We start from the raw sequence: 14,429 nt of genomic DNA on the forward strand, positions 1-14,429 counted from the left end.
GCCCCCATACTCTTTTCACAGCGTTCCGGAAGAGTGTCAAAAAGAACATTGTACTGACGGCGGGACAAGTAAAGGCAGCCTCGGTTCAGGTGTTTTGCCGCCCGCTCCGCAAAAGCGAAACAGGCGGCTGCCCAAAGAGTATATTTTGCCTCTTGTCAAAGGGTAGCTAGGTCAATGACAAACCGGTACTTCACGTCGCTCTTCTCCATCCTTTCATAGGCCCGGTTGATGTCCTTGATGTCAATCACCTCGACGTCTGCCGTTATACCGTGCTCCGCACAGTAGTCGAGCATCTCCTGCGTTTCCTCTATCCCGCCAATGATGGAGCCTGCTACATTCCTGCGCTGGAACAGCAGGGGGAAGGCCCCAACCGCAATGGGCACTGCGGGCACACCTAGGCAAATCAGGGTGCCGTCCGTCTTCAGCATGTTGAGGTAGAGGTTGTAGTCATGGGCCGTGGCAACGGTGTCAATGATATAGTCAAAGTAGCCGGCCAGCTTCTGTGTCTGCCCCTCGTCCCTGCTGTAAACGAAGTTGTGCGCCCCCAGCCTTCTGGCGTCCTCCTCTTTCGAGGGTGAGGTGCTCAGGACAGTCACCTCCGTTCCGAAAGAGGCGGCGAACTTGACGGCCATGTGCCCCAGCCCACCCAAACCTACAACGCCAACTTTATTGCCTTTGCCAATCCCCCACTTCCTGAAAGGGGAATAGGTGGTGATGCCCGCGCAAAGCAAGGGCGCCACCTTCTCCAAAGGAAGGCTGTCGGGGACGCGCACCACAAAATCCTCGTTCACCACGATTTGGCCGGAATACCCGCCGTAGGTGATTGTCTTGCCGTCCCTTTCATACCAGCTGTAGGTGAGCACCATGCCGTTGAGGCAGTACTGCTCCAGCCCGTTGTGGCAGTTGTCACAGCTCCTGCAGGAATCAACCAGGCAGCCGACGCCCACGGTGTCGCCTTCCTTGAACCTGGTCACCTGGTCGCCAGCATGGGTGACAACGCCAACGATCTCATGCCCGGGCACAAGCGGGTACATGGAGATGCCCCAGTCATTGCGCACAAAGTGGATGTCCGTGTGGCAGACACCGCAGTAGCGTATCGCTATCTGCACATCGTGCGGCCCCGGGGCCCTTCTCACTAGCTCCCAGGGGGAGAGCCCGGAGACAGCGTCCAAGGCGGCGTAGCTCTTGACATGAAACGGTTCGGTCGCAGTAGCCTTATCGGCTGTGGATTCTTCTGAAAGCATAAACGATTGGTTTTGAAGTGATGAATGAGAGGAGGCAACAAGACACAGGGAAGGAAGAGCGAGGCAAACGCCTCCTCCTAAAGGAAGGTTCTGATACGTACCGTGAGGTGGCTCACCCCTTTAACCCGTTGCGCCGCTGACGGCGCTTACAATGGATCAGCTAACGATACTTAGCAAATGCAAATTTATCTGCATAAGATTACATAAAAAGATGGCATTCCCCAATATTTTCACCAATTATTTTAATATCCTGCACACTTTGATGAAGGGCTGGTTGCTTCTATACCTATTAGAACAATATTTCCTGGAGGCAAAACCTGATATCGGTTCTTGTAGCCTGTCTCTTAGTGGGGGTGCTCATGATATGGGAAGAGGCACCTGCCATGGTGAGGTCTTGTTGACTGACTAATACTTTCCTCTTACGCCCTGCTTTGGCGCTTCTAAGATTTTTGATGTTTGATGCCGCAGGTGGTGGATGTCTATGTGCCGGTCCCGCGAAACGGAAGAATTATGGGATGAGAGATATAGTTTAGTAATTTGCTCCCTTGTTGTCTCGATTTTCCGTCTCACCAATTAAAAGGAGGTTTTGAATCTTGAGATGAGTAAGTGATATGAAGAAAAGCCATGATTGGAGCGGATAAGCCCATAGCTAATGACTCATCCGGACACATAAGGTAGAGGAGGAGCAACTACGGAAGATATTCCGCCACAGTTACTTTAACCTCACAAAGGAGCCTCTGGAAAGGTTGGTTGAAGCGTAGTAAAAAGAAGAGGGGCAATATTAGTGTCCGAATAGTGTCCGAAGGTCATAAAAAAACGCCCTCAGATGCATCTGAGGGCGTTTGCTATAGACCGAAGGAGTGAATTATCGAACCATATCCACAAAGATTTTATGGCTGTGGAAAAGTATCTGCAGGCGGGGGAGGAGCGGTAAAGGCTGCGGGCAGTTCTTTGGATAGAGGAACAAAGGGCAGTACAATGCTGAACTCTGTCCATTCCCCTTCTTCAGTGGCCATGCTTAGCTCTCCGCCATGCCCCTTTGTGATGATGTCATAGCTGAGCGAGAGGCCTAAGCCTGTCCCTTGCCCTGCAGGTTTGGTGGTGTAGAAAGGCTGGAAGATTTTACCCCGCACCTTGTCGGGGATTCCGATGCCGTTGTCAAGAACCCGTACCTCCACCTTATCAGCAAATTGACGCGTGCTAACCCGTACCTGCGGCTCGTAACCCGGCAGATCCAGCGTTTGTTTCTGCCGCACGGCATAGAAGGCGTTATTGAAGAGGTTCAAAAGCACCCGCCCCAGCTCCTGCGGCACCACCTCCATCTTTTTAAGGCTTTGGTCATAGCAAGTATCAAGGGCGCAGGTGAAGTCCTTTTCCCTGGCTCTCACTCCTGCATATGCCAGACGTATGTACTCTTCAACCAGGGCATTGATGTCAGTCAGCCGCTTCTCCCCCGTACTGGCGCGGGAGTGCTCCAGCATTCCTTTGACGATGGCATCGGCCCTTTGCCCGTGGAGAAGGACCTTTTTTTGGTTCTGTGACAGATCCGAGACCAGCTCCTGCAGATTCGCCTTCTCTCCAGGGGATAAGCTCAGCTGTCTCACCTCCTCCTGCACTTCCTGGCACAGCTCCTGACTTACCTCCGAGAAGTTGTTGACGAAGTTCAGGGGGTTCTGGATCTCATGGGCAATGCCTGCCGTCAATTCTCCCAACGATGCCATTTTCTCCTTCTGAACGAGTTGCGCCTGCGTCTGCTTTAATTCATGGTAGGCCCTCTCTATTTCGCGCGCCTGCGCCAGTTCCCTTTCCCGTGCCTTCTCCCTTTCTTTTTGAATCAGCCTCTTCCGCTGGGATTTGTCTACCACTAGAACCACTGCAATGAGGCAAAGCGTGTAGAAAGCGTAGGCCCACCAGGAGCGCCACCAGGGCGGGTGGATAATAATCCGCATGGAAACCCCTTCGTTGTTCCAGATGCCATCGTTGTTAGAACCCTTCACGTGAAAAACATATTCTCCCGGGGCTATATCCGTATAGCTCGCCACGCGCCTGGTTCCGCCGTAGACCCAGTCTTTGTCTATACCAACCAACTGATACGCATATTGGTTTTTAGATGAGTTTTTGTAGTTAAGGGCCGAGAACTCGAAGGAGAAGAAGTTCTCACCATGCTGAAGGGTTATTTCCTTCGCTTCCTCTTTTCCGGGGATCAGCTTGTCAAAGAGCCTGAACTCGGTAATGACAACAGGTGGAACATAGCGATTCGGCTTTACCAGCATCGGGTCAAATACGATAAGTCCGTTATTGCCGCCATAGTACAAAGTTCCATCGGCTCCTTTGAGAGGGACTTCGCTAGCAATGCCGCTCGGCATAATATCGCTAAAGTCATAGTTGTGGAAGATTTGGGAGGATGGAGAAAACCGGGACAGCCCTCTGCCGGTTACCAGCCACAGATTGTGTCTATCATCTTCAAGGATAGAGTAAATAGTGTTATCGGCGAGCCCTTGTTTTTTGGTGTAAGTGGTAAATTTCTCTGTTTGGGGATCAAACCCGCATAATCCTCCGCCACTTGTGCCAAACCACAAGGTGCCCCTGTAATCCTCATAGATACTGTAAACAATGCTGGTGCTGAGGCTGGTGGAATCGTCAGGATCCGGCAGATAACGGGTAAAGACACCTGTTTTTTTATCTAACTTGCTTAGTCCCACACTTCCATGGCCAACCCAAATGTACCCTTTCCTATCCTGGAGGATAGCATACACCGAATGGTCACTCAACCCGTTTACATTTCTGGGGTCATGCTTATAGTGCATAATTTCCCCTGTTTTCCGGTTAAAGCTTTTGAGGCCGTTATAAGTGCCCAGCCACAGGAGGCCTTGCCGATCGGTGTACATGGTTTGGACAATATCAGCATCCAGCTGGCGGTAAGGTGCTTTATCATATGGATAGTGCTCGATGGTTGCTGTTTCCGGACTAAAAAAAGACAGGAAACTACCGCTCCTGATCCAGATACCGCCGTCACTGCTCTCAGAGATACCAAAGATGGAGTCGCTCCTGATGCTTTCCGGGTTGCCCGGCTCGTGCCTGTAGTGCCTGAACTTCCCGGTCTTCCTGTCAAAGGCATTCAGCCCGCCCCCCAGGGTGCCAATCCAGATATTCCCCTTACTGCCAGTTACGCCGGTAATGGTGTTGTGGCTTAAGGAACCGGCATCAGTAGGGTTATGACGGTAGTGTTTGAACGGCTTTTGCTGGAGGTCCAGCTTACTGATGCCCTCTGAGGCAGAACCAATCCAAAGAATGCCCGCTTCACTCAGGAAGAGTGAGTATATAAAATTGCTGCTTATGCTGGTGGGATCATTAGGGTCATGAGCAAACCTGGTAAAATACGTTCTCTCCTGATTCAGCTTGTTTAAGCCATTATCAGTGCCGATCCACAGATTCCCGGACGAATCCTCCGTAATAGTGTTTGCAGTAATAGTGTTGCTGCTGATGGAATTCGGATTGTTAGGGTTATACCTGTAATGGGTAAAGCTGTTTGTTTTGCGGTCAAATGAGTTTAATCCTCCACCGTCAGTTCCTATCCACATTAATCCGGCCTTGTCTTCGAACACAGCGGATACAAAATCAGAGCTCAGGCTGTTTGGTTTATCCAGCTCATGCCCATAATGGGTAAAGCTCACGGTTGACGGCTGATTCTCTTTTCCTCTGATCAGGTTGACCTGGTAGAGCCCGGAGCTGCTGCCCACCCATAGCGTACCGGACCGGTCTTTGTATATGCAATATACAGCAGCTCTATTAGAGACGAAAGTGCCTTTGGCCATGTTCTGACGGTAGTCCAATTTGAATTGCTGCGGCAGGAATTTGCCGTTTTCTTTGTCAAACCTACGCAGCTCCCCTCCCCAGTTACCTACCCACAGATAACCCTCACTGTCTTCGTTGAATGCTGAGACAGCCCGAAAAAGGGGTATGTATGTTGAGGTGTCCTTTTCCGGCCGGTAGTGTGTGAACTTCCCGCTTGTCCTGTCAAACTTGCTTATCCCGCTCTCGGCCGTTCCTATCCAGAAAAAGCCGTCTCTGTCCTCCCAGAGGCTGAAGATATTATTTTGCATGAGAGAAGTAGAGTCCTGAGGGTCATATTCATAAGTGGTAAAACTGTAGCCGTCATATTTGTTCAAGCCGTCTTGCGTGCCAAACCACATATACCCTTTTTGGTCCTGCAATATGGGTGAAACAACGTTGTTCGAAAGGCCGTCACTGACATCAAGATGCTCAAATTGAATATTTGGAGCTTGGGCGTAGTTAAATTGCGTGATGCTCTGGAGCAGTGACAGGATAGGCAGGGCTGAGGATAGGAGCGTTCTCATAGAAGAGGAATCGGGGGCTTGGTGGGCACGGGGAGAGGCTGATCTGTATATGAAATGAGCTTCCGCTATAGTAAAATATCTTACCATTTGTGCTCCATCCGCAGCTCTCTGCGGTGGCTCATGCTGATGATGCCTTGAAATTGGACAAGCATGAACCTGTTCAATGGCAATGGCTTCGTGCTGAATAAGTACCTTTCAGCTGGGGTTCAAGGCTTTCCAGTATAACTACAGCATGCTAAAGGCTAGCGCTCCTGCTGCTTAGCAGCACTGTTCCCCCTGATGCTTTCTAATGAAACACCACGTGTTCCTAAGGGAGCATTATCTAATACATGACGCAAGCAAACTATGAATATTGTTTTAATACGATTAATTCATAATTTAATACAGGTTGTTTAAGCTTTTAACAATAATTTATGTTCAATGAAATAGGCGGCGGCTCTCATCTACATGAGCGTAATGCGGCTATAGGTTATAGTCTGCCAAGGCACCTTCTGTGCCTGTAGAGGGAACACAGAAGTAGAATTCAGTTCACTCCCCGCTTTAGGGAATGAACCAAAGCTATCGCAAGTGTTAGAGTTTTCCTTACGAGATTACATAACCACACTTTGCAGGGCAGGGGCACCAAATGGCAGCGCAAAATAAAATACCTTAGCTCCTGCTGATGTTAACCTTTATAGCAGAAAGTAACTTCGTAAGTTTATGGAAAGCAATATTAGTGTCCGAATAGTGTCCGAAGGTCATAAAAAAACGCCCTCAGATGCATTTGAGGGTGTTTGCTGTAGACCTCAGTATTGAATTATCGAACTTTATCCACAGGGATTTAGTGAACTTGAAAGAATTCTTAGAAACTATGTTATTGATTTAGTTACCCTTCAGAAGACATTAAAATATAACATAAGTATACTGTTTAAATAACTGTACTATAGTTAATTAACTTATACTTCCTTTTATTTTGCTGTTTTGCACCTTTAAGTGCTGCCTAATGCAAAGTAAAGTAATCCTTCTCTGGCTGACTTGGTGCCTATATCCTCACAATCTCAGATAACGAGGTAAAACCAGGGTTGATTTAGATATTGCTTATGTAGAGGCGTCTTATTTACGCCCTACTATACACTCTTTTGCTTCTCAAGCATGTTGCGTCAGGTGATGGCCTTTGGGAAATTTGCTGTTAGTATAAAGCAGCGGAGCTAATCTGCAGATGGTACCTCAGCGGCTGTTGGCCTAGCTGATTGCCCGTTCTTACTGCTCCCAGTAATCGACGTTCAATGCTTTGGTCGACCTAAATGAACTGTTTATCTCATCTGGTTCCCTATACACCGACGATAAAATTTACCCTCTGTTTTCCACCTTATATTTAGTTTAAATCTAATATTTAAAGTTATGAAAACAGTATTTAAACTTTTAGGAGGACTGATGCTCCTCGTTAGTCTCGGATCATGTGAAAAGGATGAAATGGAGTCCTTAGATCCCAATCTATCAAACTCAGCGGATGTTAATGGTATTCAAAACTTTAACAATGGCATGATTAACTCATATAGTAGTGAGGTAGTGCTTCAGTGGAATGAGTTGTTAAGCAAGTCAATTGATAATCGTATGCCGCAGCCAGCAGAAGTTAAGCTTTATACGATGGTGACGTTAGCGATGCACGATGCCTTGAACAATGTAGTTCCGAAATACGAAACCTATGCGCTGAATAACATAAGTGTTGATGCCAGCGATGTTTCCAAGAACAACATCCACTCTATTGCTGACGCTGCAGTCTCACAGGCAGCACGGGATATGCTGGCAAGCGTTTATCCACCTGCCGTGGCAGCTGCCGACGATCTATTGGGTAAAATCCTTTCAGATATCGAGGATTCAGATTTGAAAGCCAAGGGTGTCATTATTGGTAAAGGAGCCACGGCTGCTGTTTTAGCTAAAAGGTCCAATGATTTCCCCATGGGTTTTGCAGCCTATTCCGGAGGCACTGCACCAGGCGAGTACCGAACTGATTTTATGCCGTGGATGGTGGCTAACCCGCCTATATGGCCTGCAAACGCAGCTTACGCTCCTAACCTAGGAAGCCTGACACCATTCGGTATCGAATCCGGAGACCAGTTTAGGAATGAAGCGCCGTACTCTTTAAATTCAAAGGAATACATAGCGGATTATAATGAGGTTAAATCCCTTGGCTGCACCAACTGCCCCTTAAGAACTGATGAACAAACCCAGATTGGGGCTATTTGGATAGAAAACACCTCTAGCTCCATGAACAGGATGGCCAGAACTTTAATAGTCCAAAGAAAACTGGATGGTTGGGAAGCTGCAAGGCTGATAGGGCTAATCCAAATGTCTCAAATCGACGCCTACATCGCCTCGTTCGATGGGAAGTACTACTTCGATTTTTGGAGACCAATCACAGCCGTTAGAGCAGGCGATTCTGATGGAGTTGACGCGACAGCAGGGGACGGTACATGGACACCTACTTTTACCACGCCTCCAACTCCGGAGTTTCCATCCACACATGCATACAGTGGAGGTGCGGCGGCAGCGGTTTTTAAGTCATACTTTAAAAGTGACCATCTGAACCTAAATGTCATCAGCCCATACTATTTGCCCGGAGTGGAACGTCATATCAGCAGCTTCTCGCAAATGGCCCATGAAAATGCTATATCCAGGATCTATATAGGCTATCATTTCAGGCATGCTGTAGAGGTTGGTGAAAGGCAGGGACTTCAACTTGGAGAATATGTTTTTGAACACAATTTGAGGGAGCTAAAAAAGGTTCTCTGATTCGGGGTTACTTTCAGAACAGTCCGGTTATCAAGAACCGGGCTGTTCATGTTGGCAATGATAGCTTGATGACATTGTGCTCCCAAAGTATCTAACTAACTAAGTTCTAATAATATCGTAATACTATTTATATATTTAGTTGGATATTTAGACTGGCTCGTTCAGGTAAGACAATGGTGTTTTTGCTTTACGTTTTATATAGTATGTCTGTCTAAATAGCGCATCTATGAAGCCTGTTTACCTGTTTTTTCTGTTGTTCAGTTTGCTTAGCCGAGGTTTATATGCAGAAAGTGGCCTTAAAGGACAGGTAGTGGACGAATCGGGCACCGCTATACCAAACGCAACTATATATGTTGAATCGGTTAAAAAAGGGCAGGTATCTAATTCTGATGGGCATTTCCTTATGGTACTTAATAAGGGAGAATACCAGGTCCAATTTTCGGCAATAGGTTTTGCTACAAAAGTCTTACCCGTTACTGTTACCGATCAAATTTCATATCTTGGAAAGATTGTATTGATACATTCCAATGAAGTGATAAATGAAATTGTAGTTTCCACTTCCAGAATACAGGAAAAAATTACCAAGGCGCCAGCTACCATCAACATCATCACCTCCTCCCAATTTGAAAATTTTACAGGAAGCCCTGAGGAATTGTTTGCCCTGCAAAAAGGAGTTGATTTCACTAGAATCGGAAATTTTTGGGGCAGCATTAGCATCAGGGGGTTTAATTCTGCATTTAACCAGAAGATGCTCATTTTGGATGATAACCGGATCTCCCATACAAGAATCAGAACGCCCGTAGGTCCTATGAGTGCATTCATTAAGGAGGATATTGAAAGAGTGGAGATTGTGCTGGGACCTTCTTCTGCATTATACGGTCCAAATAGTCTGAACGGGGTATTCTATACCGTTTCAAAATCCCCATTTAAGTATGAAGGAACTGAAGCTGTAGTTGGGGCCGGTTCCAATATCAACTGTAACTTCAGGCTTCGTCATGCTAATGCCATTAAGGAGAAGTGGGCTTACAAAATTACTGCTGAATATCTCCGTGGATTTGAAGATAAATGGTCAGATTCAATTTACATGGCTACTTCAACACCAGGTGAGTTCGAAGGTAAATCTGAAGTAGGAGTAACCAGGGAAGTGTCATTTTTTAAAAGTCTGGCAGGTCTTTACTTTAAACCGAATCCTGTTAGTGAGCTTAGCCTGAACTACGCTTTTAACTTGAATAACAGCATTTCAGTAGGCGGTGTTGGAAGAAATAATCTGAAAGACTGGAACAATTCCAGTCTGCAGGTAGCTTATAAATCTCCTCATTGGTATGCCCAGTTTTACAGAACATGGATCATACTGGACAGGTCGGTGAACCTGCTTACCCGAACCACTAATTATTATACGTTGATCAAGCAGGGACAATCTCCAGAAGCAGCTTTGGAGAACTCTTTGGCTGGACCTCAGAGAGCCAGTGTTGAAGAGGACTCTTACCGAAACAACGCAGAGGTGCAAGGCAATTATTCCTGGGAAAAAGTTGATGTTGTAGCCGGAGCGCAATACCAAAAGGAGCATGCATTCACTAATCACACTTACTTATTGGATGAGGATGGGGCTATAGAACTAGAACAGTTTGGTGTATACGGGCAGCTGACCTATAGATTACCGAAAACAGGCTTGGAGTTTCTGCTAACGGCACGGGGAGATGATCATAGCATGTATGGGTTTACTTTCTTACCCAAAGCTGGCATCATTTATCATTCAGAGCCAGGTACCCTAAGGTTTACTTACGGGGAAGGGTATTCTACACCAACCCTTATCAACACACATCTTACTTTAGGAGGAGGCATCGTGTTGGGCAATAGTGATGGCTTTACCCTGTCGGATGGTTCTATAATTGATCCCATACGACCTGAAAAAATTAAAACGCTGGTGATAGGGTATAAAACCATTCTTTTTGAGCGAAAGTTATTTCTGGATACAGATGCCTATTATAACTGGTCAAAAGACATGATTGGTCCTATCTTTAACATCGTGCCAAAAGGCACCTCGGGAGGACCCATTGTCACCCATCGGGGAGACAGGCCAATAAGCGATTTCACCAATGGCGTAGCCCCGGGAATACTTCCTGCAGGTGCTGTGATAAATACCAACGTTAATTTTGGGATGGTCCAAACCTACGGCTTCGATATTGGACTAGATTACTACTTCTCCAACTACTATAACCTGACACTGAACTATTCCTATTTTGATTACAACCTAGATAAAGATGACTTAAAAAATGACGGCAACTTTGACGGTAAGGTTACGCACGATGATCTTTCAGTAAATACACCGAAGCACAAAATCAGTGCAGCACTCAACACAAGGTTTGAGAACTTCTATGGAAGCATCTTTGCCCGATGGGTTCAGAAATACGATTTTTTTTCTGGCAGAAATGTATCTGCTGCTACAAATCCTGAAAGCATCTACAATGGCTCCCCTGTCATTGAAGGACAAAGAGTCGGGACGCAGTGGAATCACGGTCCGCTGGGAGGGTTCTTTTTAAGTCTGAACGGAAACTATCAGCTTTCAAAATGCTTTAATTTGGGAGTTTATGTCAACAATCTTGTAGGTAGAGGGAATTACGAGTTTATCGCTTCAGCTCCTACTGAAACCACTTTTGGAGGTGAATTGAAAATTACCATCGCCCGGGAGTGAAGCCTTATTGCTTCTTGTTGCTCACCTTTCGGCTACACCATCGGGTAAATTTTCATTGTTGGGCGTCAATTTAATGAAGACACTTGTAAAGCTTTTTCCAATAGGAAGCTCAGTGCTGCCAATTTCAACGTCGGTTTTGGTGAAGGCTGTGATTTTATTGATGGAAGCGATGAAGGATCTGTGAATCCTTAGGAACTGGTCATCGGGCAACATCCCTTCTACGTGGTTTAAGGTAATCTTAACCCTCAGTTCCCTTGCTTCTTTCATGTGGATTACCACATAGTCTCTGAGGCTTTCGATATACAGGATCTCATCCAGCAAGACCTTGATCATTTTTCTATCAGCCCTGAAATAAACGAAACTAGGGGTTAAAGAAGGAGTTTCAGGTAGAGGATGATTGATTTGCAAAACTTTATTGACCGCTTTTAAAAACCTTTCAAAAGAGATGGGTTTGAGCAAATAGTCAACTGCATCAAGTTCAAAGGCCTCCACTGCAAAAGTTTTATGAGCCGTAGTGAAAATTACTTTTGGAGGATGGGGTAATGTTCTTAGCAGCTCAGTGCCGATGAGCTTCGGCATATGAATGTCTAGAAATATTAGGTCAACCCTCTCCTTTGTGAGGAGACTTAACGCTTCGAATGCATTCTTACAGGTCCCACAAATTTCCAGTTGAGGAAGCATCTCAATATATTTTTCCAGAACCTTAATTGCCGGGGGTTCGTCATCAACGATGATGCATCTGCAAGCCATAGTCAAGTCATTTTAATCAGTTGTAAGTGATCTATATACTGCTCTTCCAGCAGCTCCAATTGAAGTTCAAGGTTTACTACATAAACTTCCTCCAGTTTTTGAGTATCGAGTTTATATTTCCCCTTATACAAAATATCAAGTCTTCTCATCACATTTTCTAGCCCAAGCCCACCAGGTACGGCCAAGTCTTCTTCATTTGATGGGTCAATACTATTGATAAGCTTAAAATTCATCGAGGAACCGTCCATCGTCAGATTGAGGTTTATCCAGCATTGATCGATCTGTTTACTTGTACCGTGTTTAAAAGCATTTTCGAGAAAGGGGAGTAGTAAGAGTGGTGCTATCTGGAAATTTTCAACATCTCCAGTAACACTCACCGACAGATCCAACCTGTCTCCATAGCGCAATTTTTCCAGGGAAATGTAATCCTGCAGCAAGTCGATCTCTTTTGCCAAAGGGATTCTCTGGGCATTACTTTCATAAATCATGAACCTGAGCAAAGCAGAAAGCTTTAAGACGATCTCCGGTGATTTCGGTGAAAATTCAAGCGTATGTGAATACAGGTTATTGAGTGTGTTGAATAAGAAGTGGGGATGAAGCTGAGCCTTCAGTAATTTAAGTTCGGCAACTGATCGCTGCTGCTCGGCTTCCAGAGTTAGCTTTCTCTGAATGTACCAATACTTTAGAAGTTTAATAGAGGTAGCGATAGCTGCTACATGGATGAATGGCAGGATATTCCTTCCTACTGAGAAACTTGCGCCTTGAAGTCGTGGATCTGCAACAACAGACAATTGGGCCACCACAGTATATAAGGCGCAAAATACAAGGACGATAATCAAGCCTAAAAAGAATTGCCAGTACTTTCTGTTCAGGAGGAACTTCGGAACCAGAAAATACAGGATGCAATAGACAATTAGTATGTGACCTGGAAGAAAAAACAACACATTGTAGATAGATTTTACGGGAGCCACATCCAGACCAAACCCCCAGGCAAAATAGAATACAATCAATATCCAGAAGAGAATATGCAGGCCTACGGTTTTAAGTATGTTACCCAACTTTCACATGTTAAGAGTTATTGTTAAATCTTTCAAAATAATTGAAGAACGAGGCAAGGGGAGTAACTCTAAACTAGAGGAGTAGTTTTGTTTGATGATTAATAAGAGATAATCTGAACTTTTAAGATATATTTAATAGTACGAAGTTACTTTTAAAGTAGATTAATTTATACTTTGTTAGCACATAATTTATGAAGTTATTCCGAAAGCGATTAATTAAGATTACCTGATTTCATTAGTGTCTTCAACTTCAATATAGTCCATTGTAAGGCAGACATCCTATAAAAATCATAAACTGGTTCTTTAGGAGCAGAAAGTTGTGGAAACAGGTCAAGGATGATCTGGGAAGCGTGACAGAGTGCTTCTCTAAAAGTTCGATAAGCCTGACCGAAGGGGAAATTTATCGAACCTAAAAAGCCGCTCCATTCGATGTGGAGCGGCTTTTAATTGTAGTAGCCCGTAGGGGAATCGAACCCCTGTTACCAGAATGAAAATCTGGCGTCCTAACCCCTAGACGAACGGGCCTTATTATTTAATTGCGAGTGCAAATATACTGTATGTACAAAAACCTGCAAACAGTTTACTAAAATTAAATTGAGGTTGTAAGCAATCAGCCTGATAATCAGCTTCAATAAATCCAGAAACCGAATATGAATAGTTATTCTAACCAATGCGTGCGTAATTCGTTAGTATAAACCAATTGAATTCACAGTAAGAGAGTAAGTATGGCGAGGAGATTACTTTATGAAGGTCTAAAACCAGAGGCCTTTGAGCAGTTAAAAAACAAGCTGCAGACTCTTGGGCTGAATTTGCAGCATAATAGTGGCAGCTTCAAAGAAAAAGGGGTCTCCGGAAGCTATTCTTATAACCCTGAAAACGAGATGCTGGAATTGGATGACCTCAACATCAGTTTCCCTGCTAGCATGCTGCTCAACATGGATAGCCTGGAACGTCGGATGACGGAGGCGGTGGTACAGCATGGTGGTCGGCCGCAGCAGGCCTGATGAAGCCTTTCTGGGAGCTAACCGTATATTTTAAAACAAGTATTAAGCTAAACAAGATAAGACAGACTATGGAAAACAATACATCACAAAACCAAAGTAACAGCAGCAATTCTACCAACACTGGGAACAACAGCAACAAGGACAATAAAAACGCGCAGCACGGGAACAAGAGCCAGCAGGATGCCAGTGTTCTCACCATGCTGCACCCACACGATATGTCAAGAACGGTGGAATCGGCGCTGCACGTGTTCCAGGGGAATCATGATAAACTCCCCGAGCTCATGCAGGATGTTGGGCAGATCATTCTCAAAGCAACCCGCCGTTTTACGACCACCCAATTGATTCTTGCTGCAGGTGCAGTGACAATGGGTGCAATCTTACTTGCCAGGTACAGCCATGGACATGACGAATATGAAGAGGCGTAGACCTGACTTATAAATTGGCAAGAGCCCCGGACATTCATGTTCGGGGCTCTTTGTTTTTCAGCACCCCAAAGTATTGGCACATGATTTGATTAAGCAGCTACTATATAGATGGCAGCTATATTGCTG

The 14,429-nt window shown here is 45.4% G+C and carries 8 protein-coding genes and 1 tRNA gene; 4 read left to right on the plus strand and 5 right to left on the minus strand.

Going from position 1 to position 14,429, the window contains the following annotated elements:
* Positions 1 to 155: 155 nt before the first annotated feature.
* On the minus strand, positions 156 to 1,244 hold the full coding sequence (locus tag ABD920_RS08865; protein ID WP_345158385.1) for an NAD(P)-dependent alcohol dehydrogenase: 1,089 nt from the start codon (positions 1,242 to 1,244) through the stop codon (positions 156 to 158).
* An 890-nt stretch (positions 1,245 to 2,134) separates the two neighbouring features.
* Complete coding sequence (locus ABD920_RS08870) at positions 2,135 to 5,602, minus strand: two-component regulator propeller domain-containing protein (RefSeq protein WP_345158386.1); 3,468 nt, start codon at positions 5,600 to 5,602, stop codon at positions 2,135 to 2,137.
* 1,380 nt (positions 5,603 to 6,982) lie between these two features.
* On the opposite strand from ABD920_RS08870, the gene ABD920_RS08875 reads away from it, so the two are divergent.
* Both ABD920_RS08875 and ABD920_RS08880 read left to right on the plus strand, forming a co-directional pair.
* Positions 6,983 to 8,374 carry a vanadium-dependent haloperoxidase gene (locus tag ABD920_RS08875; protein WP_345158387.1) on the plus strand — a complete coding sequence of 464 codons (1,392 nt, stop codon included), beginning with the start codon at positions 6,983 to 6,985 and terminating at the stop codon, positions 8,372 to 8,374.
* A 226-nt stretch (positions 8,375 to 8,600) separates the two neighbouring features.
* Positions 8,601 to 11,066 (plus strand): TonB-dependent receptor, encoded by a 2,466-nt coding sequence (locus tag ABD920_RS08880; protein ID WP_345158388.1) that lies wholly within the window; start codon positions 8,601 to 8,603, stop codon positions 11,064 to 11,066.
* Positions 11,067 to 11,087: 21 nt separating this feature from the next.
* On the opposite strand, the gene ABD920_RS08885 is transcribed toward ABD920_RS08880, so the two are convergent.
* From ABD920_RS08885 to ABD920_RS08895, 3 genes are all read right to left on the minus strand, one after another.
* Positions 11,088 to 11,816 (minus strand): LytR/AlgR family response regulator transcription factor, encoded by a 729-nt coding sequence (locus tag ABD920_RS08885; protein ID WP_345158389.1) that lies wholly within the window; start codon positions 11,814 to 11,816, stop codon positions 11,088 to 11,090.
* Positions 11,817 to 11,818: 2 nt separating this feature from the next.
* Positions 11,819 to 12,874, minus strand: a complete 1,056-nt coding sequence (locus ABD920_RS08890) for a sensor histidine kinase (RefSeq protein WP_345158390.1) — start codon at positions 12,872 to 12,874, stop codon at positions 11,819 to 11,821.
* 453 nt (positions 12,875 to 13,327) lie between these two features.
* A tRNA-Glu gene (locus ABD920_RS08895) sits at positions 13,328 to 13,399 on the minus strand.
* Between the two features lie 200 nt (positions 13,400 to 13,599).
* On the opposite strand from ABD920_RS08895, the gene ABD920_RS08900 reads away from it, so the two are divergent.
* Both ABD920_RS08900 and ABD920_RS08905 read left to right on the plus strand, forming a co-directional pair.
* Positions 13,600 to 13,878 (plus strand): hypothetical protein, encoded by a 279-nt coding sequence (locus ABD920_RS08900; RefSeq protein ID WP_345158391.1) that lies wholly within the window; start codon positions 13,600 to 13,602, stop codon positions 13,876 to 13,878.
* Positions 13,879 to 13,946: 68 nt separating this feature from the next.
* Positions 13,947 to 14,303, plus strand: coding sequence for a hypothetical protein (locus tag ABD920_RS08905; RefSeq protein ID WP_345158392.1), 357 nt, complete (start codon positions 13,947 to 13,949; stop codon positions 14,301 to 14,303).
* The last annotated feature ends 126 nt before the right edge of the window (positions 14,304 to 14,429 follow it).

The organism is Pontibacter saemangeumensis (genome assembly GCF_039541895.1).
In the GTDB taxonomy this organism is placed as follows: Bacteria; Bacteroidota; Bacteroidia; order Cytophagales; family Hymenobacteraceae; genus Pontibacter; species Pontibacter saemangeumensis.